The organism is Nitrospiria bacterium (assembly GCA_035498035.1).
Lineage (GTDB): Bacteria > Nitrospirota > Nitrospiria > JACQBZ01 > JACQBZ01 > JACQBZ01.
Map to the genome: position 1 here is coordinate 68,956 of DATKAN010000023.1, position 24,131 is coordinate 93,086.

Genomic DNA, 24,131 nt, shown 5'->3' on the forward strand with positions numbered 1-24,131 from the left:
GGGGGTTCCGTTCCTCCTCAGCCGGAGGGAGGGGGCGAGGTGAACCCCTATAATAGACCATCATGAGCGAAATGGGTGAGAAGGCTGTCGAAATTGTCAAGGTCCTGCGCGAAGCGGGCTTCCGCGCCTATTGGGCCGGCGGGTCGGTTCGCGATCTTGTGATGGGACATGAGCCCCAGGATTACGATGTGGCGACCGACGCGCGTCCGGAGCAGGTCATGGAGCTCTTTCCCAGGACCGTCCCGGTCGGGGTCAGTTTCGGGGTCGTCAAGGTGATCGAGAACGGGTTTGAGTTTGAGGTGACCACCTTTCGTTCGGACGGCCGGTACATCGACGGTCGCCATCCGGCCGAGGTGCACTACTCCGATGACCGCGAAGACGCCGCGCGGCGGGACTTCACGATCAACGGAATGTTTTACGACCCCCTGAAAAAGGAGATCATCGACTATGTGGAAGGCCGGAGGGACATTGCGGGCGGCGTGATCCGGGCCATCGGCGATCCGCATGAACGCTTTGAGGAAGACAAGCTCCGGCTGATGCGGGCCGTCCGGTTCGCCGCCCGGTTCGGGTACGTCATCGAGCCCAAGACCGAGGCGGCCCTCCGGGATCTGGCCGGACAGATTCAACAGATCAGCGCCGAGCGGATTCGGGACGAGCTCAAAAAGATTTTGACCGGACCGAGTCCTTCCGACGGCATTTCCCTTCTCATCGAGACCGGCCTGCTGAAAAAGATTCTGCCGGAGGTCCTGGCCATGGCCGGCGTGGAGCAGCCGAAGGAGTTTCACCCGGAGGGGGATGTGTTGACCCACACATTGCTCCTGCTCAAGAACCTGGATCATCCGTCGTTCGAACTGGCGCTGGCGGCCTTGTTGCACGACGTCGGAAAGCCGGCGACCTTTTCGATCCGGGACCGGATCCGATTCGACAACCACTGTGAAGTGGGCGCGCGGATGACCGAGGCCGTCTGCGGGCGGCTCCGACTCTCGAACGAGCAGACCGAGCGGGTGACCGATCTGGTCCGCGATCATCTCCGATTCAAGGATGTTCGGCAGATGAGGGAAAGCACGCTCAAACGGTTTCTTCGCCAGCCTTATTTTTCTGACCATCTGGAGCTCCACCGTCTGGACTGTCTGGCCAGCCACGGGGATCTGACGAATTGGGAATTTTGCAAAAAAAAATTGGCCGAGCTGGGGCCGGAGGAGATCCGGCCGAAGCGCTTGTTGACCGGGGACGATCTGATCGCAAAGGGCTATCGGCCCGGGCCTCTTTTCTCCAAGATCCTTACGCAGTTGGAAGATGCGCAGTTGGAAGGAACGATCAAGACCCGCGACGAGGCGCTTGAATGGCTGCGGCGGGAGTTTGGGACTGAGGATGTTTAAAGTTCAACCGGTCGAGATCGAGAAGCGGGAGGATGGTTCGATTCGCGTGGCCTGGAGCGACGGCCACGAAGGAATCTATCCCCCGGCGTATCTGAGGGACAATTGCCACTGCGCGGCCTGTGTGGAGGAATGGACGGGGCGCAAAATGGTTCGTCCGGATATGATCCCCGCGGACATCCGGCCGTTACGAATCAGCGCGGTGGGACAGTATGCGATCCATATCGAATGGAGCGACGGGCATTCCACGGGCATCTACGCGTTTGATCTCCTTCGAGGGATCTGCCCGTGTCCTCAATGCGCCTCGGAGCGGTCGGTCCGGTCGTAAATTAATCCGAGTGGTGTACTAAGCGGGCCTGGCCGGGGAGAAAGGGGGCTCCATCCGGCTTGACCGAAGGTACGAGGCCTCGCCGCACACACGATTCTGGAATGTGCGGCGAACAAGCTCGGATGGAGGGGGCGAGGTTCGCCCCTGAGATTTCAGCTTCAGTTATAGACCAGCAGGTTTCTATTTCCGTGGCGGATCGGCTTGGGATTCTGTTGCCGGTTGGACAGGATCACCGGATCCAGGATCTCGCCGCAGGCGATGCAATGCCAGGCATGGAAGAAGATTTGCCCGGTATCGTCCCGTAGATCCTCAAGCCGCTCTTCCACCATCAATCCTTCGCAGCGCGGGCATGTCATGAGGCACCTCCTTATTCAACCCCCGTGGCATCGGGGTCGGTATAGCATTACTTTAAACGTCTTCCGCAGATTGGGCAATCCGCCGGAAGTCCCGATTTAAGACTGCAGAAGACCTAGATGAACAAGGGCCATGGGCCTTTGGGCCTATGCCATGGAATACCCGAACGGGAAGGAGCCACGGGAATGAAATTCGTCATTATCGGGATGGACGGGCCCGAAGGTCAGTCCAAACGGAAGACCCTCCGGCCGGTCCACCTGGACCGCCTGAAACGGCTTGAATCGGATGGAAAATTGATTCTGGCCGGGCCTTTTTCGGATCGCAGCGGCAGCCTGATCATCATCGAGGCCGACTCGATCGAAGAGGCCCGGGCCTTCATTCAAAAAGATCCCTATGTTGAACAGGGGGTGTTTGAGAAGGTGGAGGTCCGGCCGTTCACTCAGGTCTTCCCGGAGGAGGATCAACGATTGTGAGCCGGCGGGCTGGGAACACGCTTGTTTACGACCGGGAGTGCGAGTTGTGCCGTTGGGCCCAAGGCCTCGTCGTCCGATGGGATCGCCATCGGCGGATCGGGTATTTGGCTTTTCAGGACCCGGAATTCGCGGGATGGTTTCCGGAACTGGACCGGGAGGACCCGGCGGGTTTGTGGCCGCACGGGGAGCCGCCCCGGGCCATGCTTTTCATCGACGGCGGAGGACATATCCGGATCGGCATGGACGCGTTCCGTTCGATGTTGCCTTTTCTGGCCGGCGGACGGGTGTTGGCATGGCTGTTTTACGTTCCGGGTGTGCCCTGGCTGGCCGCCCGGTTTTATGACTGGCTGGCCCGCAATCGCTACCGATTATTCGGGCCGACATTATAACGGGGAAAGGATTACAGGGGCATGTGTCGCCGCCATTATCCATGGGGGCCCGTTCGGGCTTCGCTTCTCCGACGCCCTCAGACCCCGCGCTCGGACCGGCAGGGCCGGGCCCTCGCTTGTCGCCGGCAAAGCCGCATGGAGCGGCTCGCCGGGGCCCGTCGAAGTCCTCCCCCCTCTTTCCCCCTTGCTCGCCGGGCAGCCACCGCTATTAAAAATGCATCTACTTGACAGATGCGGGGTTCTGCCTATAGACTGCAGGCTGTAATGCTAGATAGGATACGAACAGGGAGGGGCGGCCGATGACCGAATTGGATGAAGCCAAAGAAAAATTCATCGAAATGATCAAGGCCGTCGATCCCCAAGTGACCGTGGTCATCCCGACCTCGTCCAGCAACAGCCTGTTTTTGATCTCGCTGTCCAAAGGAAAGGCCCGCAAGTTTATCACGGTCTCCGAGGACGACTTGGTGGACTTCGTTTCGGATGATTTGATCCATGACGAGGTCGAGGACCGCGTTCGCGAGGCCATCTCGGAACTCAAACCGTAACCGACCTCCGGAAAATCCGTCTTTGGACCCGCGCAAGGATGTCATGTCCTCTTCGGCCTTAAACGAAGAAGGAAATCGGCTGTTTCAGCAGGGGCGCTACGGCGAGGCGCTTTCCTATTATGAACGCGCCTTGGAAATGGACCGGCGGACGGGAAATCCCTGGGAGCTGGCCGCCACACTCGGAAATCTGGCCAACGTCTACGCCTCCATAGGGAACAAAGAGGAAGCGCTGGTCTGTTACCGAGAAGTGCTCGGAATTCATCGGAAGCTGGGCGATGCGCGGGTGATTGGAATCACGCTGGCGAACATGGGGAACCTTCACGCCGACCGCAATGAGACGGACCACGCCAAGGCCTATTATCTGGAAGCCATCGATCTTTTGGAGCCCTCTCGAGATTTCCGGGGGCTCGGTATGTTGTACGGCAACCTGGCCCTTGCGGTTCGCGATGAGGGCGATCTGTCCTCGGCGATCGGACATTTTGAGAAAGCGATCCGTCAACTCCGGAAACTGGGAGACAGTCCGGAGCTGGCCCGAACGATTAACAGCCTAGGAAAAACCTATTGGATGCAGGGTCGCTTGGACGAGGCGTCGAGGCGGTCCGAAGAGGCCTTGGCGATCAGCCGGCGGCTTGGAGACGAACTCGGCATGGCGGCGGCCTGGTACAACCTGGCCGCGGTTCATCAAAGCCTTGGGCGCGGCGATGCGGCGATCGACCTGCTGGAACGGGTGGTGGCCATCGATGAAAAATACCAGCTCCCGAAGCTGAATGAAAACCGGATGCGCCTGGAACGGTTGAGACAATCAAGGAAGGGTGGAAGCCATGTCCAGTCCTGAAGATCACCCGCGTTTGGATGACATCGAGGAGGCGTTTAAAAAATTGGGCTGGTCTTACGAGCGGCTCGACGGCATGGATGAACACGGCGGGTCGCTGCTGCTGAATCTCCCGGAAGCCGACTGTCTGGTGGAGCTTTACGGAGACGGGCGCTTGGCCTGTCAGTTCGGCGTCGACATGGAAGAAATGAGGGGGCTCCTGACCGGCGACCAGACGGAGGACATGGCGGACGATGAACTGGTTCGGGTGGCCCGGTACCACTTGAAGCCGATCGTGGACCGGTACCGCGCGGCCCTGCTTCGGGAGGGGCTGGAGGAAAGCGCCGAGGCGACTTCGGATCATTATGCGATCGTATTCCAGACGGTCCTGGATCTTTCATCCCCGCAGCAGGTTGCCCATAAAGTGGCCCGCTGCCTCCTGGCCTTGGAGGAGCCGGCCCGTTAACGCGGTTCGCCCGCCGCCCCCTCGATCCTCCCGGCCAGCGCGAAATCCTTTTGGGTCAATCCCCCGGCGGAATGGGTGGTGAGGGCCATCGTGACTTTTCGGTAATTAATCGTGATATCGGGATGATGATCGACGGCCTCGGCCAGCTCGGCCACGCGGTTCACAAACCGGATCGCCGCCATAAACGAATCAAAGTCGAATGGCTTTTTAATGGCGTTGTCCGCCCACTGCCAGCCGCTCAGCGCCTTCAGTTGTTGTTGAATCTCGGCGGTTGATAATTTTTCGGCCATGCGCTCTCCTCTCCGATGCGATCCACTCTTGACATTTTATGCCCCGGGGAATAGATAAAGCAATCATGAAGCGAGCGGGACCGGGATTATCGATCAACCTGATCCATTTTACCGCCCTTTGCCTTTTGGATCTTCTTTTCCGGGTTTTCAATCGGATCGAGGTTTTCGGACGAGAGCACATCCCTTCAAGGGGCGAGCGGGGAGTGCTGATTCTGTCCAACCATATCTCGGCCCTGGATCCGTTCCTGATCGGGATTACGGCGATGCCGCGATTTTCGTCCGTCTGGTGGCGCGCGGCCGCGAAGGAGGAGCTGTTCACCGGGTGGTTTTCAAGGGCCGTGATGTATATAATCGGGGCCTTCCCGGTCCGGCGCGGGCGGCGGGATCTGGAGTCGATGGGGCGGATGGTCGCCGCGCTCAAGACGGACGTGCTCGTCGTTTTTCCGGAAGGGACCTGGTCCACGACGGGCCGGATCCTTCCGGGCCGATCGGGGGTCGGCAAGGTGATCTATGACGCCCGCCCGGCGACCATCCTTCCGGTGGCGGTCAAGGGAACGGACAAAATTCTCCCGCGGGACGCCTGGATCCCCCGGATCGGACGTCGGGCGAAGATCGTCTACGGTCCGCCGGTGGACCTCCGGCGGTTCTATGATCATCCCGACAGCGTCGAGACGGCCCATCGGATCGTGGATGCCGTCATGGCCGAGATCGGAAGATTGCATGCGTCGTTGTGAGGACGGATTTGTTAAGCCGCCTCTTTCCTCCATGGTTGAGACGGCGTCGTTGTTTCGGTCGTCGGGTCCTCCTCTTCGCGGTATCGGGGCCTAAATGGGTCTCTGGGGGTGGCTAAACCCACCCAGGCCATGGCCACCAACAAGCCGGCCAGCGCCGGCCAGCCGTACTCCACAAATCCGCCGACCCCGCGATCATCACCAAGGATTTCCCGGACACTGCCGGCCATTTGAACGTAATCCTCGGGCTGTCTTTTCCAGGAAAGATCGGCATTCAACCCATTCAGGATGCGCCGCGTCCATGCCATTTGTGATTCGTCGTACATCCGGACGGATCGATGGGCCGATTCGATGGCATCGCGGAACATCTCGGGAACGGCGCCGCGAAGTTCTGTCTCTTGGGTTGTCAAATATTCGAGGTTGGACTCCAGACCGCGTTCGGTCCGCTCTTCGACATTTTGTTGACGAATCGTTTCCCGCTCGAACGCCGACTCAAATGCCGCCCCTCCACCCTGGGCGCGGCGGTAGGCTGTGAGCGCGGCCGTCCCCAGTTTCTCCTGCCAGCGTGCCGTCTTTTCCCGGTTAAATTGTTCGAGCGCTCCCTGGGCGGAGGTGATGGCGGTCCGGAGTCGATTCTGCTCCATCCAAATATTCCGGGCTGTGTACGCGATCGCCAGGCCGAGAGTTTCCTGCAACCTTGCCGGTTGCTCAATCCAAAATGCCTGGACCCGCTGCACGGTACTGTCCCATTGCCGTTGGGTCATGGCTTGCCGATCCCGATCGAAACGTCCCACGACTTGAATCCGATCGCCGAGGGTTTCCTGCACCGTGCCGTGATCGACAGACGGCGGGGAAAGCCATCCGGCGTGCCAAAGGGAAACAGCGAGGGAGACAATCACGGCCGCGAACAGGAGCAGAAGGAATCCTCCCGTGTTTATTTCTTCTGAATCGTTTTCTGGGTGTGTCGTCATATTCCGTTTCATGTCGTGCCTCCTTTCTCTTTCCAATGGGCTTAGGTTCTTGAAGTTGGACGAGGTGGGCGGCGCGCGCGGGATGCAAGAATATTCCATGAGGGGCGGTGAAAAGAGGGAAAAGAGATCGCTTGCCATCAGAGCCTCCGTGGTTTCGGCTCCGGGAATTAAATCGCGGCCTCCGTTTAGAGGCCCGGATGGAAAATTACAACGGGGTGGAATGCAACGAGCAGGTTCGCGGAGGAGACGACTTTGATCCGCTTTGAGAGGGCGTTGCCTTTTGGATTATGAATAATTTATAATCTAATCCAATTTGTCAGTCATGTCAAGACAATTTGGAGATCAGAAGACGGGTCCGGGCGGCCTGGCGCCCATTGGAATTTAGGTCTCGATCGGCGAGCGGATACGCGGCTCCACCAGCAGCCCGGGTTGGCAGCGTCGGCAGAAGTTGGTCTCGAGCTGACGGGCCTTCACGCCGGCGATGCGGCCTCCGCAGCGGGGGCAGGCCGAACCGGCCTTCGCATGAACCTTCAGGAAATCCCGGATCTTCAGTTGGATTTGGTCGCCCATCCGCTCTTTGACGACGGCGATCGCCTCTTTGAGGACCGCGTGGATGGAACGGTACAGTTTTTGGGTCTCGTCCTCCGTCAGGCTTTTCCGTTTGCGAAAGGGATAGATCCCGGCCGAAAATAAAATTTCATCGGCGTAGGCGTTTCCGATGCCGGTGATGAAGCGGGCGTTGGTCAGGATTCCCTTGATCTCGCCGTGATGCTGCTTGAGTCGCGTTTGAAACGTCTTGTAGGTCAGGTCGGGGTCCAGCGCGTCGGGCCCTTGATCCGTAAAGCGAGGGATGCCGCCGTATTGCTCCCCGCGGACGAGATAGACCTTTCCCATGCTTTTATCATCGATATACCGGAGCTCTTCGCCGGAGGACAGGCGCAAGGCGAAGATCGTGTCCGCAGACCGCCGGGTTTCAGGCATACAGAATTGAAAACGGCCGGTGATCATGGGATTGATCACCAGGGAATGACGGTCAAGACGGAAGATCAAGTATTTTCCACGGCGGTGAATGGCTGAGACGGTTTGATCCGGCAGGGCCTGCTGGACATCCTCTCCCGTAAGCGAACGGATCACGAGCGGCTTGTAGACCGAAATGGCCCGGATCGCACGTCCGAGGGTTCGGGCCCGGAGTACATCTTTGGCCGCTTCCAGATCAGGAATTTCAGGCATCCCGTTTCTCTCGATGAATACTTTTCTGTTTTCGGTAAAAGGCCGGTGGTTCAGCCGCCAGGGGAAGACGGTCGCTCGTGATCTGATATAAGATTTTACGGGTCGCGTTTGGAAGGGGATAGCGGGTGATTTCGGTGGCGGGAATCCATCGCCATGAGCCGGGGAGTCGGTTTGGCAAGGAGGCGCATTCGAACAGAAAAGGATGGTAAGTGATTTGTTTATGGGAAAACGTATGAACGACCGGTTCGAGCTTCCGCAGCAGGTTCGGCTTCAGCCCGAACCGTATTTCGATCTCCCGTTCGATCCTCCCATGGGTCGTGGTGTTCGAACCGTCCATTTCGGGAAAACTCCAGAGTCCGGCCAGGAGTCCCCGTTCCGGTCTCGGGCCGATCAACAGGCCGCGGCCGCTTTGGATCAGTGCGACGGCCATCCGACTGTTCGGAACCCTTCGTCCTTCGATTCGCACCGGGAGGCGGTCCTGAATTCCCAATCGATGGGCGTGGCAGGTTTTCCTCACCGGGCAGAGGGAGCAGGAAGGTGTCCGGGGAACACAGATCGTGGCGCCGAGCTCCATCAGGGCCTGATTGAAATCGCCGACCTTCTGTTCCGGGAGAATCTCCTCGGCGAGTTTCCAGAGCCGGTCTCGTGTGGCGGACTGTGTCGGGTTTTTCCGCACGGCGAAGATCCGGCAGAGCACACGACGGACGTTTCCGTCCATAACGGGGGCCTTCACGTCGAAGGCGATGCTCGCGACGGCGCCCGCGGTGTAGCGACCGATCCCCGGCAGCGAAGAAAGCCCTTCGACGGTGGCTGGAACGCGATCGTTCCACTGTTCGTGGATGGCCTGCGCGGCCCGGTGCAGGTTTCGGGCCCGGCTGTAATAGCCCAGCCCCTCCCAGAGCTTAAGAACCTTTTGCAGCGGGGACCGGGCCAGCGATGCCGCCGTCGGAAAAGTCCGGATGAAACGAAGATAATACGGAATCACCGTCGCGACCTGGGTCTGCTGGAGCATGATTTCCGATACGAGGATCCGGTAGGGGTCGCGGGTCTTCCTCCAGGGAAGTTCCCGTTTGTTCCGATGGTACCAGGCCATCAGCCGTTTCTTCAGTTGCCTCCGGAGATTGGGTTGAGGGCGTCGGAAAGGCATGTCATGTCACGGAGGTGAGACGGCGTTTTCCTTGATGGCTCCCGCGGCGCTCGAACTCCTGATCGATCCGTCGCAGAATCTCCGATTTGGGTTTGCCCCAGAGCGGGGCCACAACGTAGGCCTTGTTCAACTCGCCCATGAGGCGTTCGACGACGATCGAGGCCGGCATTCGTTCGAGAAAATCGCAAACCAGCGGGATATATTCCTCAAGCGGGAGCGTCTTGATCGGCCGGCACTCGTGAAGTTTCGCCAGCGCCGTGTTTTTGGCGATATAAAGATGATGGATTTTGATCCCGTCCAAATTTAGCCGGGCCAGTTCCTCCGCGGTCTCCATCATCATCCCCGAAGTTTCCCCGGGCAGGCCCAGGATGACATGCGCGCAGATGCGAAAACCCCGCCGTCGGGTCCGTTCGACCGCGTCCAGGAACTGGGCATAGGAATGGGCGCGGTTGAGATCGGCCACGGTGCCGTCATGGACGCTTTGTAGTCCGTACTCGATCCAAAGATGCGTTCGGGCATGATAATCGGACAGGAGGTCAAGCACGGGTTCGGGGACGCAGTCCGGTCGGGTTCCGATCGAGAGGCCGACGACGTTCGGGTGGGCCAGCGCCTCGTCATAAAGCCCCTTCAGATGATCGACGGGTCCATGGGTGTTCGTGAAGGCCTGAAAATAGATGATGAATTTTTCGGCGCCGAAACGTCTTCGATAAAACTCCATACCGGATCGGATCTGGTCGCGAATAGGACGGGGAGCGGTCCGGGTATTGGGCGAGAAACTCTTGTTGTCGCAATAGCTGCAGCCGCCGTAGGCAATCGTGCCGTCGATATTGGGGCAGCTGAATCCCGCGTCGATCGGGATCTTATACACTTTCCAAGGAAAATGTTCCTTGAGGTACCGGTTGTAGGAACGGTAGTAGGGAGTCATGGGTTGTCCCTGGATGCAAGCGGTGGTATTATATCACGTGGGTGAATGAGGATTCCAACCGGCCTCGAGGTGGCTCGATGTCTTCCCTTGAGAATCAGGAATTTGAGATTGAACAGGCGAACGAGCGGTTCTATCGGGCTTTTGAAAGTCTCGACATCCGTCAAATGGAATCCGTCTGGGCGACGGACGTCCCGGTCCGTTGCGTTCATCCCGGCTGGGACCTTCGATCCGGCTGGCCGGAGGTCCGTGACAGTTGGGTCCTGGTATTCAATCATACGACCGGGATTCGGTTCAACGTGACGGATGTGGACATCGTCGTCAACGGCGACCTGGCCTGGGTGACCTGCACGGAAAACGTCCGCATGGCCAACGACGGGGAGTCGCAGCAAAGCCGCATCCTGGCGACGAATCTCTATCTCCGTCGCTCGAAGGGGTGGTTGATGGTGCTTCATCATGCCTCGCCGATTTTCGGCGGCACGGCCGAACGCTGAGAGGCGGCTCCCGGCCGTAGGGTCGTGACCCGTTCGGTTTTAAAAGGTATCCTTCCGCGCGGGAGTCGGCCATCGGGGCCGTTAAACCTCATAGCTCTTCCAGTTCATAATATTCCGCGTACGATAGATTCCTTCGACATCGTTAAAAGGCCGGATTCCTTTCTCATTCAATATTCCGGCAACGGCGCGCAGAGGAAGACCCACCGCAGCCAGATAATCGCCTTCGATCGAATGGATTAGCTTACGACCTTCGCCCTGAAGCGAGTAGGCGCCGGCCTTGTCCAGCGGCTCCCCGGTCGCGACATACCGGATCAGATTCTCCTTTGGCGCCGGACGCATCCGCACCTTCGTCTTTTCGACCGCGATACGTTCATTCCGGTCCGGGAAGACCGCCGCAACGGCCGTAACGACCGTATGGGTCCGGCCGGCCAGCAGGGATAAAATCCGAACCGCGTCATCTTGATCGGCCGGCTTGCCGATGGTTTTACCTTCCAAATCAATCACCGTATCGCTTCCGATCACGATCGCGTCCGGAGCATCACGATGAACCGCGCGGGCCTTTTCCCCCGCCCAGTAAACCGCTTCATCCGAAGGGGTCCGGTCCGGTCGAAAAACTTCCACAAGGCCGGGGGAGACGACCTCGAAGGGCAGGCCGAGCCGTGCGAGGATTTCCTTTCGTCGGGGAGAGCTGGAGGCCAGGATCAGGTGCATTCGACCGGTTGAAGTATCGATTCGACCTCGCGTAGGTTTTCGACCTGGACGAGACGCCGACGCAGCTCCGAGGCGCCCGGAAAGCCGAACCAGTAGGCGGCTAGGAATTTGCGCATGTTTCGAAACGACAGCTTTCCACGATACCGGTCAAAGAGCTCTGCATGCTCTAGCGCGACGGCGACTTTCTCGGCCATCGAGACATCGGGTTCCGCAGGCGGAAGCTCACCGGATCGTACCGCGGAGCGTATCGAATCCCCGGTTTTAAAAATCCATGGATTGCCCATCGCGGCCCGGCCGATTAAAACCCCGTGGACGCCGGATTCGCGAATCCGGCGGACGGCCGTCGCGCCGGATCGGATATCCCCGTTTCCCAGGATCAGCGTGTCGCTTCCACGGACGATCTCGGCCGCCCGCGCAATCGTTTCCCAATCGGCCTGAGAGGAATAATTCTGCGCCAGTGTTCGACCGTGGAGCGTGATCGCGGCCGGCGACTCCGAAAGAAGGGCGGGTATCCAATCGTCGATGACGATCTGCCCGTATCCCAGGCGTGTTTTGACCGAGACCGGGATGATTTGACGGAGAAAATCCCCGACCGGTTCAACGGCGGACCCGAACCATAGGGCCTTCGCCCGCCGGACGTCCTCCGCAACGGAGGCCGGAAGCCCGATCCGATCAATCGGCTGACCGGCGGCCCAATCCCGTATTCCCTGTCGTGTCCGTCGGATGATCTCGCACGCCCGATGGGGTGTGCGTATCAACCCGGCTCCCGCCCCGGCGCGTGCGACCGTTTTCGAAGGGCAGCCCATGTTGATATCGATTCCGTCGAAGCCCAGCTCGCAGATGAGATGCGCGGTTCGGTAAAAGGCCTCGGGGTCCGTCCCGAAAACCTGCGCGATCGCCGGCCGCTCGATTTCGCTGTAACGAAGCTCGGTCAGAAACGGATCATAGCCCGATACGATCCGGTCGATCGATACAAATTCGGTGAAACTGAGATCGGGACCTCCATGCCGGGCCGTGACGGCCCGAAACGCGGCGTCCGTCACGCCGTCCATCGGAGCGAGACCGACGATCGGCTGCGGGAGGTTACGCCAAAAGGAATGTTCGTCCATTAAATTTCCGATTCCTCGCGATCCGTCGTGTTTGAACCAATCATTATACCCTCTGATTATTCCCGAGTCAAAAGATCGCACCTTGGTCCCGCGGGCACCGCACTGATTTATATTCCAAGTGTGGGAAGATTCCCGCTTGTCTCCGGCCGGATCGGGAATCGATTAATACGTCGGATTTCACCACGCTCCCGAAACAGCAAATCCGACCCAATGCAACGAGCCCCGGACAGAAGCCCCTCAAGCCGTCAACAGAATCCAAGGGCCGCAGCCTTGGAGTCTTCATTCCTCTCATCAATAATTCATTGACATTGATTAACGATCTGGACTATACAAGAAAGGCCGGGCGTTCCAAAGGACGTTTGGGGATGTCCAATTCATGTTAGGCGAAACTTGGAGAAGGGATCTTGATCTTGACGGATTATAACGACGTTCCCGTTCCTTCATTTATATACGGCACGGCCTGGAAAAAAGATGCCACGACGCGGCTGGTACAGTTGGCCGTGGCCTCGGGCTTCACGGCGATCGACACCGCCAATCAGATCATCCATTACGATGAGGCCCTTGTGGGCGAGGCATTGCTTGCGCTCGACCAGAAGGGCATCACGCGGGATGCCCTTTTTCTTCAGACCAAATTTACGCCCGCCGGGGGCCAGGACCATCGAACGCCCTACGATGCCTCGGCGGATCTTACGACTCAGGTCGGACAGTCCTTCGACAGTTCCCTGAAACACCTTCATACGGATCATGTCGACTCCTATCTATTGCACGGGCCCTATTCGCGAACGGGATTGGGGGCGGAGGACTGGGAGGTATGGGCCGCCTTGGAAGGGATCTATCGGTCGGGCAAAACTAAAATGATCGGAATTTCGAATGTCAGTGCCGGGCAATTGAGATTGTTGTGCGAGAAAGCGGTGATTAAGCCCATGGTGGTGCAGAATCGGTGTTATGCCGTATCCGGTTGGGATCAAGAAGTCCGGGAGATCTGCCGGGCCAACCGGATCATCTATCAAGGCTTTTCGCTTTTAACAGCGAACCAGCCCATCTTAAGCCATCCTAAAATTTGGGCGATCGCAAAGCGCCTGGGGACGGGTCCGCTGCAGGTCATCTTTCGGTTTGCGATGCAGATCGGGATTCTGCCGTTGACCGGAACGACCAGCGAACGGCATATGAAAGAAGATTTAAGCGTCGTAAATTTTGAGCTCTCTCCCGAAGAAACGAAGTGGATCGAAACGATTGCGGTTTGAATATCCCTGTCGCCCGTTTCAATCAGACCCCTCACGCATTCTCTTCTAAGGATGGACCCACCGGTTTCGATTTTTTGAAACCGAATTTCAATATTTTGAAATTCCGTGCTCGGCTATCCCTCCACAAACCGCGTCCAGGACATTCCGTAGAAGCAAATCAAATCCGTGAGTTGAATAAATCTTTGCCGTGTTCGATTATTCTGGCCGTTCGTTTGCAAGTTAAACCCGTGAAAGCCGGACGCTGCAACGTGACCAAGTCCGGCTAACCTTTGTTCAGAGCAAACCGGGGGAAACCCCGGGACGCAAAGTAACGGGGCTAAAGCCAAGCGAGGATCCGGCGTCGCCGATCCGAGCGCGGGGTACGGGGCATCGTAGCGGAGAGGATACCGCACGGATCCCCCGAGGTCCGATCGAGGTCATGCCCGCCGAGCCGCCAAAGGGAGATGGGAGAGATACTTTGACGGGTTTTTCATGCCCAGGGGGGAATGGCCATGATCCGAGATCGATTGAAAGCACTCATAGGAAACAGGTATGCCCGGCGGCCGGGAGTCGGCCGGTGGATCCGCCAGATCAGCGTCGGCCGGGGCGGGGTGGTGGTGGCCTCGCTGTTTGTCATGCTGGTCAGCCCGGAGTGTAATACAACATCGGGATTTCCGGCCAGCGATCCCGGAGTTCAGAAGGCGGCCTTGCAGGCCGGGGATCCGCTGCCGGGCCTGACGCCCTCGGAAATGGCCTTGTTCGAGGCCGGCCGGGAGGAGTTTGAAGGCTCCGAAGGCGTGGCGGACGGCCTCGGACCGCGATTCAATATGGACAGCTGCGGCGGTTGTCACGCCCAGCCGGCGGTGGGCGGGTCAAGCCCGGCCGCCAATCCTCAGGTGGCTGTTGCCACCGCCTTCCATGCCGTCAACAATCTACCTTCCTTCATCCGGGCCGACGGACCGGTCCGCGAGGTCCGATACAAGTACAAATCCGACGGGTCGCGCGACGGCGGGGTGCACGCCCTGTTTGTGATCAGCGGCCGTGTCGATGACACCGGAGATGCCAGCGGCTGCGATATCACGCAGGAGGATTTCCACGGGCAGGAACAGAGCAACAACCTGATATTTCGCATTCCCACACCGGTGTTCGGGGGCGGCCTGATTGAGCAGATTCCCGACAGCGCCATCATCGCCAACCAGGAGGTCTCTGCGCAGCAGAAATCCAATCTCGGAATCCACGGCCATCCCCACCGAGTTCGAATGGACAACGGTACGACAAACGTGAACGGGAACGACGGCACCGTCGCGCGCTTCGGGTGGAAGGCCCAAAACAAATCGCTGCTTCTCTTTTCGGGGGAGGCCTACAACGTCGAGATGGGGATCAGCAACGAGCTGTTCCAGACCGAGCGCGATGAAACAGGGAATTGCCAATTCGCCCCCACGCCGAACGATACCACCAATGCCGCGGGAACCACGCCGGCGGAGGTCCTTAGCGACGTGGAAAAATTCGCGTTCTTCATGCGTTTCCTGGCTCCGCCGACCCCGTCGCTGACGACGCCGGGCGGCGCCGACTCCATCGCGAACGGCCGCGACCTTTTTCAAAGCACCGGCTGCGCCTTGTGTCACACTCCGACGCTTCGGACGGGCAATGCCGCCGCGGCGGCGTTGGCGAATAAGGACGTCAACCTTTATTCGGATCTTCTGCTCCACAACATGGGGCCGGGCCTCGCGGATGATATCGTCCAGGCTCAGGCCGGCCCGGACGAATTCAGGACCTCGCCGCTGTGGGGCCTCGGGGGCCGCATCTTCCTCCTCCATGACGGACGCACCACCGACCTGGTCGAGGCGATCCAGGCGCACAAGAGCGCCGGAAATTCCCATTTCAAGGACTCGGAGGCCAACCATGTCGTGGACAATTTCAACCAGCTAAACGATGCGCAGAAAACGGACCTCCTGAACTTCCTGCGCTCGCTGTAAAAAACGGGAAGGGATCGAATTCTCCGCGCGCGTTCCCGTCCTCCATTCCGCGGACACCCTGTTTGTTGTTGGATAGACCCTATCCAATCATCAAGCAGGGTGTCCGCCGGAATCGGTCTTATCGATAGGCCCTTCCACTTTCAACTCGATGTCTTATCTCAAATTTGCCGATCCGATCGCCGAGGCCAAATTCGCCATGATGTTATAGGGGTCCGTACCGCATATTTGCTGATTCTGCCCGGTATCATTTTAATCGCACGAGGTAAAATCGGCAAATAGGCTCGGGGGGGTGAAGGACTGGAGAATACATTTGGGGTAGAACCATACAAATCTCGGCGAGGAAGTTGGTGGTTGACATAGGCAGAAACGGGGTGTAGGATAAGGGCTCTTCAATATCAGATCCTATTACCCGGGGGTGTGAAATGGGACCCACGAAAGTGGTCGTGAAATCCGAAGCCCTCCATGACGTAAAGACCGGCCGTCTGATTCAAGCCGGGCTCGCCACGCGAAAACAGCAGGAAGATTATTCGACGCATCATTATATCGTCTTACCTGTTGTGGACAATGCGGGCCGGCCTTGGTCTCTCAACGGGAAGTTGGTCTATTGCCTTCGAGGGACCCGCTACGAGACCTCGGATGACGAAGTCGTCCACTTAGCGAGATGCCATGACTGCGGCGGCATGTGCATCTCCGTGGATGAGCCCACGGTGGAGCGCGATTGCGTGCGTTGCACCCAGTGCGGCCATGAATTCGAGGCCCGGCTGGAGATGATGGAGAGTTAAGCGCCGGACGACGGGGGTGACACCAGACCTATGGACAAATCCATACAGAAAACGGAATCAAATAAGCCCATGAGCGGGCACGTCGGGGAGCAGGGTGATTTACTGCCAAGGAAAGAACTGGATACGCTTACCGAAGAGTTGGTGGAGGTCGAAGAGGAAATTGATCGCGTAACCACGGAAAACTCGACACTGGAAGATCTTGAGGGGTGCAAAGTTCTGGCCGCGGGCGTATTGGAAAAGTATTCGACCCTTCAAAGGCGGCTCTCCGAACGAAACAGATTGCTGTTGGAACAATCCCTCGGGCCCGCGGTCGAACGGGTCAGGAAGGGTCTGACGCTGCTTAAAGAGGCTCCGGAATAAAGCAGGCTTCTGAAAAAGTCCTTCTGCTAACGAGTTATTTAAATATCCCGCTAGTAAGATCGTGTGAAAAAAGGGAGGGAAACCACCTTCGCGGGCTTTCCCTCGATCGTCACCTCCTTGCCCGGTTCGGCGAAATCGCGATGGAGATATCCCATCGCAATCACCCGGCCGAGCGTCGGGGATTCGGCGGAGCTCGTGACGTTCCCGACCACGCGCTCAGGACCTCCGGATACGGAAGACGGGGCCAGAATCGGAAGGCCCTTCGCCGGGACGGTTTTCGCGGTCAATTCCAATCCCATCAATTTCCTGTTCATCCGACCCTGAGCGTCCGCACGCGCGATCGTTTCCTGTCCGATGTAACAGCCCTTCGTGTAGCTGATCGCCTTCTTTTCCAATCCGGTTTCCATCGGAAAGTTCGATTCATCCATATCGATCCCGTACCGCGGCGTGCCGGCCTCGATCCGGAGGGAGTCCAAAGCATCCAGACCGACCGGTCGAAGACCGCAGGGCTCGCCGATCCCGATCAATCGGTTCCAGGTCGGGACCATCCGGTCTATCGGTATATAAAGGTCGTAACCCGCCTCGCCCACGATCTCGTTTCGCGCCGCGAAAGACCGGACGCCATCCAGAAAAAACGTCACCGTGGAGAGTTCCTTCGTCGGGGCCTCGGATCCGGTCATTTGCGTTACGATCCCCTGCGATGACGGTCCGTAGATCGAGAGGAGTCCAAAAACCTCGGTCAGGTTTTCAATCGTCACATCAGAGGCCAGCGTGTATTTATCCAGGTGTTTTAATATTTTTTCCGTCACCTCGGGCTCGAGGTCGATCCAGAGCGCATCGGTAAGACAGTAAATTCGAGCGTCCGAGAGCATCTTGGCCTTCTCGTTTGTGAAGACGGCGTAAAGTCCGGTCCCGGGGGTGAGTTTTTTGATGTCGTTCGTGACCATTCCATGAAGAAAGTCGGTACGGTCCTTGCCTCTTAAACGGAGTTTTCCACGGTGGGATTGATCGATCAGCCCGGACTGTTTCCGGACGGCCTGAAGTTCAAGTGTTGGATTTCCGTATGAACGGGCCATTTCAAGCCCGCCGGACTGCATAAAAACAGCCCCGGCTGCCTGCTGTATATCAAACAACGGACTTTTATTAATCATTTCCCACTTTATATGATTATTATGACCTGAAATTATTTAGAATACCCACTATATTTGTAATATTGAGAATTATATAGTTGACAAACCCCACTTTGACGTGATACGATCAAGCCATAATTCGGAGGTTTGGTCATGGAAAACGTCAAAATCCTCGGTTTACCAGCAAGCGCACAGGATGAAGAATCAGCCCGTACATTCCTTGAAAATATGCGCTGGCCTAATGGTACAACGTGCACCCATTGTAAATCAACATCGGTTTATAGGCTGACCCCGAAGGCTGATTCAAAAAGTCCGGCCCGAAAAGGATTATTTAAATGCGGTTCATGTAAAAAACAATTCTCCGTGACAGTTGGAACCATCTTTGAGGGTAGCCATATTCCGCTTCATAAATGGCTTATGGCCGTACATTTCCTTTGCTCATCCAAGAAGGGCATGAGCGCATTACAGCTTTCAAGGATGTTAAGCGTCACCTATAAAACGGCATGGTTCATGTGCCATCGTATCCGGCTTGCCATGAAGAAAATGCCCTTGATTAAGAAGCTCGACGGCATCGTCGAAGTGGACGAAACTTATATCGGTGGAAAATCAGACCGGAATTTTGGGAAAACAGGTCTCGAAAATAAATCGCCAGTCATGGTCTTGGTACAGCGAAACGGGGAATTAAGATCAAAGCCGGTTAAAACCCTATCAGCCATGGATCTGAAAAGAGAAATCCGAGCCAATGTATCAATTGCCTCAACTATCATGACAGATGAACACAAGAGCTATATTGGATTGGATCGTGAATTCGTCGGAGGTCATAAGGTTGTCAATCACAGCCAAGACGAATATGTCCGAGGGAATGTCTATACGAACACAGCAGAGTCCTATTTCGCTTTACTCAAGAGGGGTGTTCATGGGACGTTCCACCATGTAAGCAAGAAACATTTAGGCCGATACTGCGACGAGTTTTCTTTTCGGTGGAATACAAGAAAGGTTACGGATTCAGAGAGAGCGGAAGAAGCATTGAAGGGCGCAGAAGGTAAAAGATTGCTTTATAAACAACCAGTTATGAAAAATAATTAAAAACTTGATCCCCTATAATTCTTATGGTAGAATTCTAGGGCTATGAAGATTGAAAATGATGCATTATCTCTTGAATACAAGTTGCGTGAGGGATGCGCCACGGGGAATATTAACATCTCGAATCTCATGGATGATCCCATGAGTTTTGGCGTAATCAGGATCACGTGTCACAGCTTCCAAAAACAATTGGTGGACGTTTTCAGTACTCAAAGTAGTTCTTTCGACGATGATCTTTCCAATCCTGCTCTGATCGGCTTTTAAAGAATCCAATCTTTCCCTCAAATTTTTTTCTTCAAAGCGCATTTGTGATGGAATATCAAAACCAACTCCATGAAACATAAAAGTAGAGTTTGGACAAGAATATCTATCTTTTCCAGCCAGAAATATTACATTCCCAATTGAATCAACATTTCCAGCATTGTGAGTAGTAAGATGAAAAGGCATTCCCCTTAGAAGATTATAGAGATTTATTCCGCAAGTTACCGATCCTCCTTGAGTCGAAAGCAATAAATAAACATTTTCTACTTGTTTAACAACGCAATTTGCACAAACCCCAAGTAATGTTTCGCTCGTTGTTTGATTAATTTCTGCACTAAACGAAATATAGTGGGTATTTGGTTTTTCTTGCGGTGCTAATGCTGGTGTCTGAGATGGAGTCTGATTTGACATTCTATGTTCTCCTATGCTATAAGATGAATTCAGCCAAATAAATGCCGTCGAAGGGATTTGCACCCTTACGGGGTGTGCTAGCACCCCAGCAGATCCCAAATCTACCGCGTCTACTATTTCGCCACGACGGCATTTATAACTGGAGAGGAGTTACGGGGTGGACCCTTGATCGGCCAAGTCTGGTCATCCACCCCGTAATTTTTTCACACTGCTTGGTCAGTGCGCCCCTCATTCATTAACTGCTTTTAAACCTTGCTTAATCCTAAACATTCCAATTCCAGCCTTCTCGAAATCTTTACTGCGTCGTAAATAAGATGCGAATACATCTTTGGGCCTATTTTTGGACTTAACGTCAATACCTTTGCTTACAAGGAATTGAAAAACTAAACCCGCATGTAAAGGTTTCCCCATAGTCCTATATACTATCCTTGCCGCTTCGAGTAAGTCTTTATGTTCGAAATTTGTTGTAGAAAGCTTGTCGTACAATTCCTTGAAATCGGATGAAGTATACGGGACTTTACGTCCTCGTTTAACTTGATTCGGTGAATTTATTCCTAATTCCTTCTCTAAGGCAGATATTTTTTCTTTCAATTCTTTCCGACGCTGATCAATTTCGGAGAGTTCTTGTGTATAAGAATCTATTGCTCGTTGTAGTGCTTCCTGAAGAAGCTTTTTGGTAGCCATCTGCATCACTCCATGAATTCTAATGTACGCAATATAACAAATATTACCATCCATTGTCAATGGTCTTGGCATCCAAGATAGATTTTGGGGGTTTGTGTCCGATGAGAAAAGGAGAGGATTGACTTGAAGGTTTTATTGCTTTACACTAATTACCATGCCCAATAAATCCTCCAAGAAACCGAAACGCCAGCCAAAGGTTACTCTGCACCCGCTCACCTACACCGACGCTGTAAATGCGTTAATGCAGGTCAAACCAGAGCCAAAAAAGACCAAAAAGAAATAAATTTTGTTCAGGATTGTGTATCTTCTGGAAATACTTGAGTATTAAAGAGCTGGTTTGCCAAAGATATAATTCTGGTAATATTTGACGATATATAGGAATTTGGAACCACTTTTGTTGTTTTGTCATTCAATTTTTCTTCCCAATATGGAACCTGCGTATGGTTCGTATACCCAAGCACCGGAAGCGTGTGGAGCTCGGGATTGCCACGGAGTTCTTCGACGAGGCGGACGGGATCGAGGGCGGGCAGGCCGAGGTCTAAAACGATCAATGAGGGCTTTTGGGCAAGGGCTTCCTTCAGGATCTGCTCCGATTTTGTGGCAACTCGAATCGTGCAGCCCTGGCTTTCCAGGGCCGTTCGGATCTTGGACAAGAAAAAGAGGTCGGTGATCGCGACAAGGACGCTCAGGTTCGTCATCGAAAGAGGATCGCCTTAGTTTAACATACCTTTGATCCGGCCCAACGCTTTCGCGGCCAGCACATAATCCGGATTGGCCTTCAGCGCCTTCTGATATTCCTCCATCGCCCGGTACCATTCCCCCTTCTTTTCCCAGACGCGCCCGAGATTGTGATGGGGAAAACAGTAGCTCTCGTAGCGGGGGGCCTTCGCCGCCTTTTCAAGCCAGGGAATCGCTTCATCCAATTGCCCTTTTTCGATCAGGTAAGCCCCGATATCGTTATAGGGATTCCCGAAATCCGGGTCGACCTCGATCGCCTTGTGGCATTCCTGTATGGCGTCGTCATAGCGTCCCATGAAACTGTAGGTCCACCCCAGAAAGGTGTAGGCCTCGGCCGTGGGATAGATCGCGATGGACTTCTTATAATGTTCGCAGGCCTCTTCCAGCGCCCCGCTCATCTGGAACTCATAGGCTTTTTTAAACAGCTCGGCCGCTTGTTTCCGTTCTTTTTCCCGTTCCTCGGGCATGATTCCCATCCTCATTTATCTTGCAGTCTTGCTTTCCGGCACGCACGGACGCTATACTTGACCGCATGAATCTCCGCCAGAGCATGGACCCCGGCGATAAGGATGAGACGTCTTCTCCCCGGTGCGATCGGTGCGGCTCTCCGTTGATCTCCATCCACTGCAAATTGGTCTGCCGGAATTGCGGATTCATTCGCGACTGCTCGGATCCATAAAAGGGGCTTGCGTCGCCCCCTCCAAAGGCAAAGCCAGATGGAGCGACTCGACTGAGCTCGTCGAAGTCCTCCCCTTCCCGCTCGCCTTGCTCGCTGGAAAAATCTTATTAGGGTCTAGCGTCACCGCTATGTTTTCAATTTCCGTTCCAAGCGCTTTTCGACGCTGGCCATCTTGCTGCTTAGCCGGCCGCGGTGGCCCTTCCGGTAGTCGACCTTGATGCTGACCGAGATACGGTTGCAGTCTTTTCTCATGGTCTCAAAACATCGTTTCACGACACCGAAGACCCTATCCCAGTCTCCCTCGATCACCGTTCCCATCGGGTTGAGGCGGTACGCAATGCCGGATCGATCGATGATATCCAGGGAACGGGCGACGTATTTCCCGACGCTCTCTCCTTTACCCAGCGGGGACATGCTGAACTCCAACAAGACCATGGTCTTCTCTCCTTGTAGGGAACCTCATTATAGCACAGCGGCTCCATCCTGCGATATCGGGTTTGATAAGACGGGGGAATGATTCGAGGGCGGCGAAGTCTTATACGGAAGCGTCGGTCTCCATCCGGTCGAGATCAAGCTCGACGTTCCAGTAGAGATAATCCCGCCAGCTTTCGGGGAAGGTCTTGAGCCCGATCGTGATGGTAAAGGTGGGACTCCATTTGGGCTTAACGGGCATTTTGATCAAGCGCATTCGGGCTTCGTCCGGGGTATGACCGCTCTTGCGGTTGTTGCATACGATGCAGGCCGTGACAATGTTTTCCCAGGCCTTTTTACCACCGCGGGAAATCGGAATCACGTGGTCGAAGGTCAACTCCTCCGTACGGAATTTCTGGCCGCAATACTGGCAGCGGTGTTTGTCCCGGGCGAAGATATTGGCGCGGGAAAATTTTACGGCGTGATGACTGTCCTTCATCCGGATAATCTTCAGCAGACGGATGACGGAGGGAAGTTTGATCGTGATCGAGACGGCATGGATCTCCTTGTCGTATACCTCCAGGACCTCCACTTTCTCCTGCCACATCAAGGTGATGGCCCGTTTCCAATGCACCACCCGGAGCGGCTCATAGGTCGTATTTAATAAGAGGGTCATCTCCATCGCAATCGCTAATATAATATAAGCTTTTCATTAAGAAATCAAGAGAGGGGCCGTGCGGGTGGGGATTAAATCTCGATGCGCCCGATCACCGCCCCGCGCCGGTCGTAAAGACCAGACGAAAAGGAATTTGTTCCATGCTTTCGCCTGCCTTGGATTGCGCCGAAAGTAGGCTGACCTGGTACGTGGAATGGGGTTTCAAGGCCTTTTTTGGTTTAAATTGCAACGTCTTGGCGTCCGGCCAAGTCAGCTCCCCCTGGACCTCAATGGGGTTGCCTTTGACGTCGACGGCGCCGCGTTGATTCATCACCAAGCCTGCTTGCATGGCCGGATTCATTTCTCGATTGAACTGGAGGGTAACGATCGCCCCCTTAAGATTGTTGATCTCTTCCGCGTCGGTTGGGGAGGTGCTCACGATCCGGACCGCCGAGGGATCGCCCGCGGAGGTCTGCTGGTTGAACCAGGGCATGAGAGCCATCCATAGAAAGAGCGCGAGGCCGCTCCAGAAACTCCATTCGTGAGAAATCCGTCTCATTTGTTTCGGTTTCTTCCTTCCGACTATAAAAAAACATAGCAGTCGGTTCAAAAACTGTCAATTTGGACCTTGAGCGGATTTGGAGCCTTTTTTATTGAATACCCGATCCTGTTCCTATAAAATGATCCTCTGAATTTCGTATCAAATGCGCGGAGGAGGGGATGGAGCAATGAGTGATTTTGTGACGGTGGCCGATGCAAAGGACATCGGTCCCGGCGAGGGTCGCGTGGTGGAAGTCCAAGGAAACGAGGTGGCCCTCTTTAATCTGAACGGGACCTTTTATGCGATCGACAATATGTGTGTCCACCAGGGAGGACCCTTGGGCGAGGGGATGCTGGAGGGTGAGAGCGTGATCTGTCCCTGGCACAGCTGGCGCTACAATGTGAAGACGGGCGTCTGTTCCACGAATCCTTCCATGAAAGTAAAGACGTATTCGGTCAAGATCGAGGACGGCCAGGTCAGGGTGGCCTCAACCTAAATAAGGAGTTATCATGCCGAAACCGACGCACCACATTCTGGTCTGCACTCAGACGCGGCCTCCGGACCACCCCCGTGGCTCCTGCAGCGGGAACGGATCGAAAGAAGTCTTCATGCGCTTTATGATGGAGATGGCCCGGCTCAACCTGGTATTCAAGCTGATCGTGACGGAATCGTCCTGCATGGGTCCCTGCGCCTTCGGTCCGACGGTCGTGGTCTATCCGGAAGGCACCTGGTACCAGAAGGTCACGCCCAACGATGTTGCCGAGATCCTGGAGCAACATATCATCAAGGGGCAGCCGGTTAAACGGCTCCTTCTCCCCGACGCGGTCTGGGGGCCCTAGCAGGTCGCTGA

General features: G+C 55.8%; 32 protein-coding genes, 1 tRNA gene and 1 riboswitch. Of the genes, 16 read left to right on the plus strand and 17 right to left on the minus strand.

Going from position 1 to position 24,131, the window contains the following annotated elements; all coding sequences use genetic code 11:
* Nucleotides 1–62 precede the first annotated feature (62 nt).
* Both VMN77_04100 and VMN77_04105 read left to right on the plus strand, forming a co-directional pair.
* Nucleotides 63–1,379, plus strand: a complete 1,317-nt coding sequence (locus VMN77_04100) for a CCA tRNA nucleotidyltransferase (protein ID HTN42961.1) — start codon at nucleotides 63–65, stop codon at nucleotides 1,377–1,379.
* Nucleotides 1,372–1,704 carry a DUF971 domain-containing protein gene (locus tag VMN77_04105; protein ID HTN42962.1) on the plus strand — a complete coding sequence of 111 codons (333 nt, stop codon included), beginning with the start codon at nucleotides 1,372–1,374 and terminating at the stop codon, nucleotides 1,702–1,704. Before VMN77_04100 ends, VMN77_04105 begins: the two co-directional genes overlap by 8 nt.
* 158 nt (nucleotides 1,705–1,862) lie before the next feature.
* On the opposite strand, the gene VMN77_04110 is transcribed toward VMN77_04105, so the two are convergent.
* Nucleotides 1,863–2,060 carry a hypothetical protein gene (locus VMN77_04110; protein HTN42963.1) on the minus strand — a complete coding sequence of 66 codons (198 nt, stop codon included), beginning with the start codon at nucleotides 2,058–2,060 and terminating at the stop codon, nucleotides 1,863–1,865.
* A 183-nt stretch (nucleotides 2,061–2,243) separates the two neighbouring features.
* Here VMN77_04110 and VMN77_04115 point away from each other — a divergent pair, with 183 nt between their 5' ends.
* The 5 genes from VMN77_04115 to VMN77_04135 all read left to right on the plus strand — a co-directional run bounded on the left by VMN77_04115 (nucleotide 2,244) and on the right by VMN77_04135 (nucleotide 4,742).
* A complete protein-coding gene (locus VMN77_04115) occupies nucleotides 2,244–2,531 on the plus strand; it encodes a YciI family protein (protein HTN42964.1) in 288 nt (95 codons plus the stop codon).
* Entirely contained in the window at nucleotides 2,528–2,920 is a 393-nt protein-coding gene (locus VMN77_04120) for a DUF393 domain-containing protein (GenBank protein ID HTN42965.1), read from the plus strand. Before VMN77_04115 ends, VMN77_04120 begins: the two co-directional genes overlap by 4 nt.
* 299 nt (nucleotides 2,921–3,219) lie before the next feature.
* Nucleotides 3,220–3,465 carry a hypothetical protein gene (locus VMN77_04125; GenBank protein ID HTN42966.1) on the plus strand — a complete coding sequence of 82 codons (246 nt, stop codon included), beginning with the start codon at nucleotides 3,220–3,222 and terminating at the stop codon, nucleotides 3,463–3,465.
* 22 nt (nucleotides 3,466–3,487) lie between these two features.
* The gene (locus VMN77_04130) at nucleotides 3,488–4,300 is read left to right on the plus strand and encodes a tetratricopeptide repeat protein (protein ID HTN42967.1); all 813 of its coding nucleotides are present in this window, start codon (nucleotides 3,488–3,490) and stop codon (nucleotides 4,298–4,300) included.
* Complete coding sequence (locus VMN77_04135) at nucleotides 4,287–4,742, plus strand: hypothetical protein (GenBank protein HTN42968.1); 456 nt, start codon at nucleotides 4,287–4,289, stop codon at nucleotides 4,740–4,742. The genes VMN77_04130 and VMN77_04135 overlap by 14 nt, the downstream gene beginning before the upstream one ends.
* Here VMN77_04135 and VMN77_04140 read toward each other — a convergent pair.
* On the minus strand, nucleotides 4,739–5,032 hold the full coding sequence (locus VMN77_04140; GenBank protein HTN42969.1) for a 4a-hydroxytetrahydrobiopterin dehydratase: 294 nt from the start codon (nucleotides 5,030–5,032) through the stop codon (nucleotides 4,739–4,741). The two genes, VMN77_04135 and VMN77_04140, sit on opposite strands and share 4 nt — an antisense overlap.
* Before the next feature lie 65 nt (nucleotides 5,033–5,097).
* Between VMN77_04140 and VMN77_04145 the strand changes: the two genes are divergently transcribed.
* On the plus strand, nucleotides 5,098–5,766 hold the full coding sequence (locus VMN77_04145; protein HTN42970.1) for a lysophospholipid acyltransferase family protein: 669 nt from the start codon (nucleotides 5,098–5,100) through the stop codon (nucleotides 5,764–5,766).
* 11 nt (nucleotides 5,767–5,777) lie between these two features.
* Here VMN77_04145 and VMN77_04150 read toward each other — a convergent pair whose 3' ends face one another.
* The 4 genes from VMN77_04150 to VMN77_04165 form a co-directional block, all read right to left on the minus strand.
* Nucleotides 5,778–6,746 (minus strand): hypothetical protein, encoded by a 969-nt coding sequence (locus tag VMN77_04150; protein HTN42971.1) that lies wholly within the window; start codon nucleotides 6,744–6,746, stop codon nucleotides 5,778–5,780.
* A 369-nt stretch (nucleotides 6,747–7,115) separates the two neighbouring features.
* Nucleotides 7,116–7,964, minus strand: coding sequence for a DNA-formamidopyrimidine glycosylase family protein (locus VMN77_04155; protein HTN42972.1), 849 nt, complete (start codon nucleotides 7,962–7,964; stop codon nucleotides 7,116–7,118).
* Nucleotides 7,957–9,111 (minus strand): A/G-specific adenine glycosylase, encoded by a 1,155-nt coding sequence (gene mutY / locus VMN77_04160; GenBank protein HTN42973.1) that lies wholly within the window; start codon nucleotides 9,109–9,111, stop codon nucleotides 7,957–7,959. The genes VMN77_04155 and mutY overlap by 8 nt, the downstream gene beginning before the upstream one ends.
* A gap of 1 nt (nucleotide 9,112) precedes the next feature.
* The gene (locus tag VMN77_04165; protein HTN42974.1) at nucleotides 9,113–10,036 is read right to left on the minus strand and encodes a TIGR01212 family radical SAM protein; all 924 of its coding nucleotides are present in this window, start codon (nucleotides 10,034–10,036) and stop codon (nucleotides 9,113–9,115) included.
* A 77-nt stretch (nucleotides 10,037–10,113) separates the two neighbouring features.
* On the opposite strand from VMN77_04165, the gene VMN77_04170 reads away from it, so the two are divergent.
* Nucleotides 10,114–10,527: a nuclear transport factor 2 family protein gene (locus tag VMN77_04170; GenBank protein ID HTN42975.1), complete on the plus strand. Its 414-nt coding sequence runs from the start codon at nucleotides 10,114–10,116 to the stop codon at nucleotides 10,525–10,527.
* Between the two features lie 81 nt (nucleotides 10,528–10,608).
* Here VMN77_04170 and VMN77_04175 read toward each other — a convergent pair whose 3' ends face one another.
* Entirely contained in the window at nucleotides 10,609–11,238 is a 630-nt protein-coding gene (locus tag VMN77_04175) for a Maf family protein (protein ID HTN42976.1), read from the minus strand.
* Nucleotides 11,229–12,347 carry a tRNA-dihydrouridine synthase gene (locus tag VMN77_04180; protein ID HTN42977.1) on the minus strand — a complete coding sequence of 373 codons (1,119 nt, stop codon included), beginning with the start codon at nucleotides 12,345–12,347 and terminating at the stop codon, nucleotides 11,229–11,231. The genes VMN77_04175 and VMN77_04180 overlap by 10 nt, the downstream gene beginning before the upstream one ends.
* 407 nt (nucleotides 12,348–12,754) lie before the next feature.
* Between VMN77_04180 and VMN77_04185 the strand changes: the two genes are divergently transcribed.
* The 4 genes from VMN77_04185 (at nucleotide 12,755) to VMN77_04200 (ending at nucleotide 16,688) form a co-directional block, all read left to right on the plus strand.
* Nucleotides 12,755–13,591 carry an aldo/keto reductase gene (locus tag VMN77_04185; protein HTN42978.1) on the plus strand — a complete coding sequence of 279 codons (837 nt, stop codon included), beginning with the start codon at nucleotides 12,755–12,757 and terminating at the stop codon, nucleotides 13,589–13,591.
* A gap of 267 nt (nucleotides 13,592–13,858) precedes the next feature.
* Nucleotides 13,859–14,029, plus strand: a riboswitch (cyclic di-GMP riboswitch).
* A 53-nt stretch (nucleotides 14,030–14,082) separates the two neighbouring features.
* Complete coding sequence (locus VMN77_04190; GenBank protein HTN42979.1) at nucleotides 14,083–15,546, plus strand: di-heme oxidoredictase family protein; 1,464 nt, start codon at nucleotides 14,083–14,085, stop codon at nucleotides 15,544–15,546.
* A gap of 422 nt (nucleotides 15,547–15,968) precedes the next feature.
* Complete coding sequence (locus tag VMN77_04195; protein HTN42980.1) at nucleotides 15,969–16,328, plus strand: hypothetical protein; 360 nt, start codon at nucleotides 15,969–15,971, stop codon at nucleotides 16,326–16,328.
* A gap of 69 nt (nucleotides 16,329–16,397) precedes the next feature.
* Nucleotides 16,398–16,688, plus strand: a complete 291-nt coding sequence (locus VMN77_04200) for a hypothetical protein (protein ID HTN42981.1) — start codon at nucleotides 16,398–16,400, stop codon at nucleotides 16,686–16,688.
* Nucleotides 16,689–16,738: 50 nt separating this feature from the next.
* Here the strand turns inward: VMN77_04200 and VMN77_04205 are convergent, their stop codons facing one another.
* The gene (locus VMN77_04205) at nucleotides 16,739–17,839 is read right to left on the minus strand and encodes an aminomethyltransferase family protein (protein HTN42982.1); all 1,101 of its coding nucleotides are present in this window, start codon (nucleotides 17,837–17,839) and stop codon (nucleotides 16,739–16,741) included.
* A 132-nt stretch (nucleotides 17,840–17,971) separates the two neighbouring features.
* Between VMN77_04205 and VMN77_04210 the strand changes: the two genes are divergently transcribed.
* A complete protein-coding gene (locus VMN77_04210; protein ID HTN42983.1) occupies nucleotides 17,972–18,904 on the plus strand; it encodes an IS1595 family transposase in 933 nt (310 codons plus the stop codon).
* Between the two features lie 63 nt (nucleotides 18,905–18,967).
* Here the strand turns inward: VMN77_04210 and VMN77_04215 are convergent, their stop codons facing one another.
* The 8 genes from VMN77_04215 to VMN77_04250 all read right to left on the minus strand — a co-directional run bounded on the left by VMN77_04215 (nucleotide 18,968) and on the right by VMN77_04250 (nucleotide 23,299).
* The gene (locus tag VMN77_04215) at nucleotides 18,968–19,573 is read right to left on the minus strand and encodes an ATP-dependent Clp protease proteolytic subunit (protein HTN42984.1); all 606 of its coding nucleotides are present in this window, start codon (nucleotides 19,571–19,573) and stop codon (nucleotides 18,968–18,970) included.
* A 42-nt stretch (nucleotides 19,574–19,615) separates the two neighbouring features.
* Nucleotides 19,616–19,704: transfer RNA gene (locus VMN77_04220), tRNA-Pro, on the minus strand.
* 97 nt (nucleotides 19,705–19,801) lie between these two features.
* On the minus strand, nucleotides 19,802–20,257 hold the full coding sequence (locus VMN77_04225; protein HTN42985.1) for a hypothetical protein: 456 nt from the start codon (nucleotides 20,255–20,257) through the stop codon (nucleotides 19,802–19,804).
* A 290-nt stretch (nucleotides 20,258–20,547) separates the two neighbouring features.
* Entirely contained in the window at nucleotides 20,548–20,955 is a 408-nt protein-coding gene (locus VMN77_04230) for a response regulator (protein HTN42986.1), read from the minus strand.
* Between the two features lie 15 nt (nucleotides 20,956–20,970).
* Nucleotides 20,971–21,462, minus strand: a complete 492-nt coding sequence (locus VMN77_04235; protein ID HTN42987.1) for a tetratricopeptide repeat protein — start codon at nucleotides 21,460–21,462, stop codon at nucleotides 20,971–20,973.
* 338 nt (nucleotides 21,463–21,800) lie between these two features.
* Nucleotides 21,801–22,109 carry an MTH1187 family thiamine-binding protein gene (locus VMN77_04240; protein HTN42988.1) on the minus strand — a complete coding sequence of 103 codons (309 nt, stop codon included), beginning with the start codon at nucleotides 22,107–22,109 and terminating at the stop codon, nucleotides 21,801–21,803.
* Between the two features lie 100 nt (nucleotides 22,110–22,209).
* Nucleotides 22,210–22,761 carry an HNH endonuclease gene (locus VMN77_04245; GenBank protein ID HTN42989.1) on the minus strand — a complete coding sequence of 184 codons (552 nt, stop codon included), beginning with the start codon at nucleotides 22,759–22,761 and terminating at the stop codon, nucleotides 22,210–22,212.
* A 91-nt stretch (nucleotides 22,762–22,852) separates the two neighbouring features.
* Nucleotides 22,853–23,299 (minus strand): Ig-like domain-containing protein, encoded by a 447-nt coding sequence (locus VMN77_04250; protein HTN42990.1) that lies wholly within the window; start codon nucleotides 23,297–23,299, stop codon nucleotides 22,853–22,855.
* Nucleotides 23,300–23,468: 169 nt separating this feature from the next.
* Between VMN77_04250 and nirD the strand changes: the two genes are divergently transcribed.
* Both nirD and VMN77_04260 read left to right on the plus strand, forming a co-directional pair.
* A complete protein-coding gene (gene nirD / locus VMN77_04255; GenBank protein ID HTN42991.1) occupies nucleotides 23,469–23,777 on the plus strand; it encodes a nitrite reductase small subunit NirD in 309 nt (102 codons plus the stop codon).
* A 13-nt stretch (nucleotides 23,778–23,790) separates the two neighbouring features.
* On the plus strand, nucleotides 23,791–24,120 hold the full coding sequence (locus VMN77_04260) for a (2Fe-2S) ferredoxin domain-containing protein (GenBank protein HTN42992.1): 330 nt from the start codon (nucleotides 23,791–23,793) through the stop codon (nucleotides 24,118–24,120).
* Nucleotides 24,121–24,131 lie beyond the last annotated feature (11 nt).

What these genes read in the sequence shown, in the direction of transcription:
- VMN77_04100 (HTN42961.1), top strand. Translation starts at nt 63, where the DNA reads ATGAGCGAAATGGGTGAGAAGGCTGTCGAAATTGTCAAGGTCCTGCGC.
- VMN77_04105 (HTN42962.1), top strand. Translation starts at nt 1,372, where the DNA reads ATGTTTAAAGTTCAACCGGTCGAGATCGAGAAGCGGGAGGATGGTTCG.
- VMN77_04110 (HTN42963.1), bottom strand. Translation starts at nt 2,060, where the DNA reads ATGACATGCCCGCGCTGCGAAGGATTGATGGTGGAAGAGCGGCTTGAG.
- VMN77_04115 (HTN42964.1), top strand. Translation starts at nt 2,244, where the DNA reads ATGAAATTCGTCATTATCGGGATGGACGGGCCCGAAGGTCAGTCCAAA.
- VMN77_04125 (HTN42966.1), top strand. Translation starts at nt 3,220, where the DNA reads ATGACCGAATTGGATGAAGCCAAAGAAAAATTCATCGAAATGATCAAG.
- VMN77_04135 (HTN42968.1), top strand. Translation starts at nt 4,287, where the DNA reads ATGTCCAGTCCTGAAGATCACCCGCGTTTGGATGACATCGAGGAGGCG.
- VMN77_04140 (HTN42969.1), bottom strand. Translation starts at nt 5,032, where the DNA reads ATGGCCGAAAAATTATCAACCGCCGAGATTCAACAACAACTGAAGGCG.
- VMN77_04145 (HTN42970.1), top strand. Translation starts at nt 5,098, where the DNA reads ATGAAGCGAGCGGGACCGGGATTATCGATCAACCTGATCCATTTTACC.
- VMN77_04150 (HTN42971.1), bottom strand. Translation starts at nt 6,746, where the DNA reads ATGAAACGGAATATGACGACACACCCAGAAAACGATTCAGAAGAAATA.
- VMN77_04155 (HTN42972.1), bottom strand. Translation starts at nt 7,964, where the DNA reads ATGCCTGAAATTCCTGATCTGGAAGCGGCCAAAGATGTACTCCGGGCC.
- mutY (HTN42973.1), bottom strand. Translation starts at nt 9,111, where the DNA reads ATGCCTTTCCGACGCCCTCAACCCAATCTCCGGAGGCAACTGAAGAAA.
- VMN77_04165 (HTN42974.1), bottom strand. Translation starts at nt 10,036, where the DNA reads ATGACTCCCTACTACCGTTCCTACAACCGGTACCTCAAGGAACATTTT.
- VMN77_04170 (HTN42975.1), top strand. Translation starts at nt 10,114, where the DNA reads ATGTCTTCCCTTGAGAATCAGGAATTTGAGATTGAACAGGCGAACGAG.
- VMN77_04175 (HTN42976.1), bottom strand. Translation starts at nt 11,238, where the DNA reads ATGCACCTGATCCTGGCCTCCAGCTCTCCCCGACGAAAGGAAATCCTC.
- VMN77_04180 (HTN42977.1), bottom strand. Translation starts at nt 12,347, where the DNA reads ATGGACGAACATTCCTTTTGGCGTAACCTCCCGCAGCCGATCGTCGGT.
- VMN77_04190 (HTN42979.1), top strand. Translation starts at nt 14,083, where the DNA reads ATGATCCGAGATCGATTGAAAGCACTCATAGGAAACAGGTATGCCCGG.
- VMN77_04195 (HTN42980.1), top strand. Translation starts at nt 15,969, where the DNA reads ATGGGACCCACGAAAGTGGTCGTGAAATCCGAAGCCCTCCATGACGTA.
- VMN77_04200 (HTN42981.1), top strand. Translation starts at nt 16,398, where the DNA reads ATGAGCGGGCACGTCGGGGAGCAGGGTGATTTACTGCCAAGGAAAGAA.
- VMN77_04205 (HTN42982.1), bottom strand. Translation starts at nt 17,839, where the DNA reads ATGATTAATAAAAGTCCGTTGTTTGATATACAGCAGGCAGCCGGGGCT.
- VMN77_04210 (HTN42983.1), top strand. Translation starts at nt 17,972, where the DNA reads ATGGAAAACGTCAAAATCCTCGGTTTACCAGCAAGCGCACAGGATGAA.
- VMN77_04215 (HTN42984.1), bottom strand. Translation starts at nt 19,573, where the DNA reads ATGTCAAATCAGACTCCATCTCAGACACCAGCATTAGCACCGCAAGAA.
- VMN77_04225 (HTN42985.1), bottom strand. Translation starts at nt 20,257, where the DNA reads ATGGCTACCAAAAAGCTTCTTCAGGAAGCACTACAACGAGCAATAGAT.
- VMN77_04230 (HTN42986.1), bottom strand. Translation starts at nt 20,955, where the DNA reads ATGACGAACCTGAGCGTCCTTGTCGCGATCACCGACCTCTTTTTCTTG.
- VMN77_04235 (HTN42987.1), bottom strand. Translation starts at nt 21,462, where the DNA reads ATGCCCGAGGAACGGGAAAAAGAACGGAAACAAGCGGCCGAGCTGTTT.
- VMN77_04240 (HTN42988.1), bottom strand. Translation starts at nt 22,109, where the DNA reads ATGGTCTTGTTGGAGTTCAGCATGTCCCCGCTGGGTAAAGGAGAGAGC.
- VMN77_04245 (HTN42989.1), bottom strand. Translation starts at nt 22,761, where the DNA reads ATGACCCTCTTATTAAATACGACCTATGAGCCGCTCCGGGTGGTGCAT.
- VMN77_04250 (HTN42990.1), bottom strand. Translation starts at nt 23,299, where the DNA reads ATGAGACGGATTTCTCACGAATGGAGTTTCTGGAGCGGCCTCGCGCTC.
- nirD (HTN42991.1), top strand. Translation starts at nt 23,469, where the DNA reads ATGAGTGATTTTGTGACGGTGGCCGATGCAAAGGACATCGGTCCCGGC.
- VMN77_04260 (HTN42992.1), top strand. Translation starts at nt 23,791, where the DNA reads ATGCCGAAACCGACGCACCACATTCTGGTCTGCACTCAGACGCGGCCT.